Source organism: Saccharomonospora saliphila YIM 90502, from assembly GCF_000383795.1.
GTDB lineage: Bacteria > Actinomycetota > Actinomycetes > Mycobacteriales > Pseudonocardiaceae > Saccharomonospora > Saccharomonospora saliphila.
In genome coordinates, this window is the sequence record NZ_KB912658.1 from 8,744 (window position 1) to 12,965 (window position 4,222).

Below are 4,222 nucleotides of genomic sequence, written 5' to 3' on the forward strand. Positions count from 1 at the left end.
GGGGGCCGTCGCCGCCGGAGCGCCACACCACGTCGGTCCGCGCGCCGTCGTCGGCGTCGAACGCGTCGAGCAGCCGCACGGCCGTGTCGTGTACCTCGTCCAGCGCCGAGCGCGCGAGCGTGCGGGCGGTGGCCTCGTCGATGTCCTCCCGTCGTTCGGACCCGAGCGCGGTCACGCACGCGTGCGCGGCGTCCCGGACGCCGGCGACGGCACCGCCGAGAGCTTCGGGCAGGGTGTCGAGCCTGCCCGAGGGCAGCTCGTCGAGCACGAGCGAGAGGCCCTCACCGGATTCGAGCAGCCGGTCGGCGACATCGGCGTCGATCAGCCTGCCGCAGCGCCGCGTCGCCGACGAGATCATCGCCGGGGTGAGTTCGCCCGTCGCCGCCGAGGTCACGCGGTCGACCAGTTCGTGTGCCTCGTCGATGATCGTGACGTCGTGCTCGGGCAGCACCGGGTGCTCGCCGAGTGCGTCGATCGCCAGCAGGGCGTGGTTGGTGACCACGACGTCGGCCCTGCCCGCCTCACCGCGCGCCGCCTCGGCGAAGCAGTCGTCGCCGACCGGGCAGCGGTGCGCGCCGAGGCACTCCTTCGCGGTGACCGACACCTGCCTCCAGGCCCGTTCGGTGACACCGGGCACCAGCTCGTCGCGGTCGCCGGTCTCGGTCTCGGACGACCACTCGTGCAGGCGTTTGACCTCCCTGCCCAGCCGGGAGACGGCGAACTGGTCGAACAGGCCGTCCTCCTCCGGTTCGTCCGGCGCGCCGTGGTGCACCCGGTGCAGGCACAGGTAGTTGCGCCTGCCCTTGAGGATCGCGAAGGACGGCTCCCGCCCGAGGGGCTCGGCCAGGGCCGAGGCCAGGCGGGGCAGATCCCGGTCGACGAGCTGGCGTTGCAGGGCGATCGTGGCCGTGGAAACGATCACGGTCGTGCCGGAGGAGACGGCGTGCCGCAGCGCGGGCACGAGGTAGGCCAGCGACTTGCCGGTACCGGTGCCCGCCTGCACGGCGAGATGGTCCCCCGTGCGGATCGCCTCGGCCACGGCTTCGGCCATGCGCACCTGTCCCTCCCGTTCACTGCCGCCGACGGCCTCGACGGCGTGCGAGAGGAGGGCGCGGACGCTGGGACGCTCCGAGTGGTCACCGGTCACGTTCTCAGACGGTACCGCCGGGGCCCGACGGTGTGGTCGCTGCCTCACACCCGAGCCCGGCACGTGCGGTGGCGGGGCCGGACGGGCCGGAGTCAGCGCGAGCGGGCCAGCAACTGCAACTCCTCGCGCTCGGGCAGGCCGACCGAGTCGCCGGGCACCGACAGGGAGAACGCCCGGCACGCGGCCGCGGTGCGCAACCGGCGATCGGGCGGCGCGTCGGAGAGCAAGTCGGCGAGGTACCCCGCGACGAAGGCGTCGTCGGCGCCGCCGGTGTCGACCGAGCGCACCGGATAGCTCGGCACCTCGTACCGTGATCCGTCCAGCTCGGCGACCGCACCCCGGGGACCGAGCTTGACGATCACCTGATCGGGTCCGGTGTCGGCGAGTCCGGTGGCGAGTTCGGCGGGTGTGCCGTCGAACCCGAGCAGGCGGGCGGCGTCGTCCCCGGCGAACACGATGTCGGACATCGACGCCAGTTCGTAGAGGATGTCGGCGGCGTCGTCCGGATACCACAGCGCGTGGCCGTAGTTGACGTCGAGCGAGACGGGCACGTTCTCGGCGCGGGCGACCTCCACCGCGGCGAAGGCCGCCTTGGCGGCCGAATCGGACAGACCGGGGGTCAGCCCGCTCAGGTGCAGCACACCGCACGCGCGGATCCGGTCCTCGGGGATGTCCTCCGGGCACAGCCGCGTCCCGGCACTGCCGTTGCGGTAGTAGGACGAGCGCGCCACCTCGGCGGTGCGGAAGTCCTTGAGCACCAACCCGGTCGGAGCCGCCCTGTCGGTGCGCACCGCCGAGGTGTCCACGCCCTCCTCCCGCAGCCGCAGCAGTGCCAGCGCGCCCGGCTCGTCCGCGCCGACCCGGCCCGCCCACGCCGCCTCGACCCCGAGGCGGGCGGCACCGATGGCGACCACGGCCTCCGAGCCCGCGATCCCCACACCGGCCGACATCGCGTGCCGCAGCTTGCCCGACGTGGTGCTGAACGAGGCCAGCACCTCCCCGAAGGTCAGCAGTCCGGTTCGCGTCACGAAGCGACCTTCGGTTCGCCCGTCACGGCGACCCCGGCCCGGTCGAGGTCCGCGAGCGCCGAGTCCACAGTGGAGCGGCTCACACCGGCCGTCAGCTCGGCGAGTACCCGCGTCCGCAGTCCCGTGCGCGCGGCGTCGAGGGCGGTGGCGCGCACGCAGTGGTCGGTGGCGATCCCGACGACGTCGACCGTGTCCACTCCCCGCGCGCCGAGCCAGTCCGCGATGCGCTCGCCCGCGTCGGTGGCACCGTCGAAGCCGGAGTAACCGTCGCTGTACTGGCCCTTCGAGAACACCGCCGTGATCGGCGCGATGTCGAGCCGGGGGTGGAAGGCGGCCCCGGCCGTGTCGGCCACGCAGTGCCGGGGCCATGAGCGCACGTAGTCGGGATCGTCGCTGAAGTGCGCACCCGGGTCGATGTGGTAGTCGCGGGTCGCGACGACGTGGTCGTAGTCCGCGGTGCGCATGTGCGCGGAGACGGCCTCGGCGACGTCGGCGCCACCGGCGACCGCGAGCGACCCTCCCTCGCAGAAGTCGTTCTGCACGTCCACCACGATCAGCGCGGTAGCCATGGTCACCTCCTGGGGCCGGACGGAATCGACGGCGGGCGGCGGGCCGCTCGCGCTCTACAGGAACGTCGTCGGAATGGCCGGTTCGCCGCCGGACAGCTTCAGCCCTTCCCACGGCAGGCTCACCAGCGCGCGCCGCAGCCGTTGCCGCCCGTCCTCAAGGGTGGGCGCCTCGGCCACCGGTTGTCCAGCGCGGAGCAGTTCCGCGTGCAGCACCTTGTCGTCGGCGGCGGGCTCGGGCACCCGCGCGGTGGGGTACACGACCTCCTCCAGCGCGGTTCCGGTGGGTTTGTGCCTGCGCAGCGCGGACTTGCGCCCGCCCCGCGATGCCTTGTGCTCGCTGCGCTTGGCCACCGGCCTGCCCTCGACCTCGACCAGCTTGTACACCATGCCCGCCGTGGGCGCCCCCGACCCGGTGACCACCGACGTGCCCACCCCGTAGGCGTCGACGGGTTCGGCGCGCAGGGCCGCGATCGCGTGTTCGTCGAGGTCGCCGGAGACCACGATGCGGGTGTCGGTGGCGCCGAGTTTGTCGAGCTGTTCGCGGGCCTGGCGGGCCAGGACGCCGACGTCGCCCGAGTCGATGCGGATCGCGCCGAGTTCGGGACCGGCCACGCGCACGGCCGTCTCGATCCCCGCGCTGATGTCGTAGGTATCCACCAGAAGCGTGGTGTCGGTGCCCATCTTGTCGATCTGGGCGCGGAAGGCCTCCTCCTCGCTGTCGTGCAGGAGCATGAACGCGTGCGCCACGGTGCCGCGGGTGGAGATCCCGTAGCGGCGGCCCGCCTCCAGGTTCGAGGTGGTGGCGAACCCGGCGAGGTAGGCGGCGCGCGCGGCGGCGACGGCGGCGGACTCGTGGGTGCGCCTGCCGCCCATCTCGATGATGGGCCTGCCGTTGGCTGCCGCCGACATCCGCGCCGCGGCGGAGGCCACCGCGCTGTCGTGGTTGAGGATCGACAGTGTCAGCGTTTCCAGCAGCACGCACTCGGCGAACGTGCCGCGCACGGTGAGGATCGGCGAGCCGGGGAAGTACAGCTCGCCTTCCGGGTAGCCGTCGATGTCGCCGGTGAAGCGGTAGCCGGCCAGCCAGTCGAGGGTCGCGTCGTCCACGACGGCGGTCTCACGCAGCGGGGTGAGTTCGGCGTCGGTGAACCGGAAGTCGCCGATCGCGTCGAGCAGTCGTCGCGTGCCCGCCACGACACCGTAGCGTCGTCCCGCGGGCAGGCTGCGGGCGAACACCTCGAACACGCAGTCGCGCTCGCCCGTTCCATCGCGCAGCGCACTGCTCAGCATGGTGAGCTCGTAGTGGTCGGTCAGCAGCGCGGTGCTGGTCCCGGTCGGCGTGGAGGACATGCCGGAAGCCTATTCCGCTCGGGCGTGCCCGTGTCATCCGCCCGGACCGGCGGGGGCGTCCGTCCGCGGACGGGTTCGCGCGAACGGGCGCGCGGGTGCCCGCCGTCCGTGCGGGTCGTGGCCGGTCC

4 protein-coding genes are annotated in these 4,222 nt (G+C 73.1%); all 4 read right to left on the reverse strand.

All coding sequences use genetic code 11. From position 1 onward, the window contains the following. A partial coding sequence (locus tag SACSA_RS22370) for an ATP-dependent DNA helicase (RefSeq protein WP_019815597.1) occupies positions 1 to 1,147 on the reverse strand: 1,147 nt, incomplete at its 3' end. Between the two features lie 92 nt (positions 1,148 to 1,239). After that, entirely contained in the window at positions 1,240 to 2,175 is a 936-nt protein-coding gene (locus tag SACSA_RS0110215; protein ID WP_019815599.1) for a sugar kinase, read from the reverse strand. Then, on the reverse strand, positions 2,172 to 2,744 hold the full coding sequence (locus SACSA_RS0110220) for an isochorismatase family protein (RefSeq protein ID WP_019815601.1): 573 nt from the start codon (positions 2,742 to 2,744) through the stop codon (positions 2,172 to 2,174). The genes SACSA_RS0110215 and SACSA_RS0110220 overlap by 4 nt, the downstream gene beginning before the upstream one ends. 54 nt (positions 2,745 to 2,798) lie before the next feature. Continuing rightward, positions 2,799 to 4,094, reverse strand: a complete 1,296-nt coding sequence (locus SACSA_RS0110225; RefSeq protein ID WP_019815602.1) for a nicotinate phosphoribosyltransferase — start codon at positions 4,092 to 4,094, stop codon at positions 2,799 to 2,801. Positions 4,095 to 4,222: the final 128 nt, after the last annotated feature.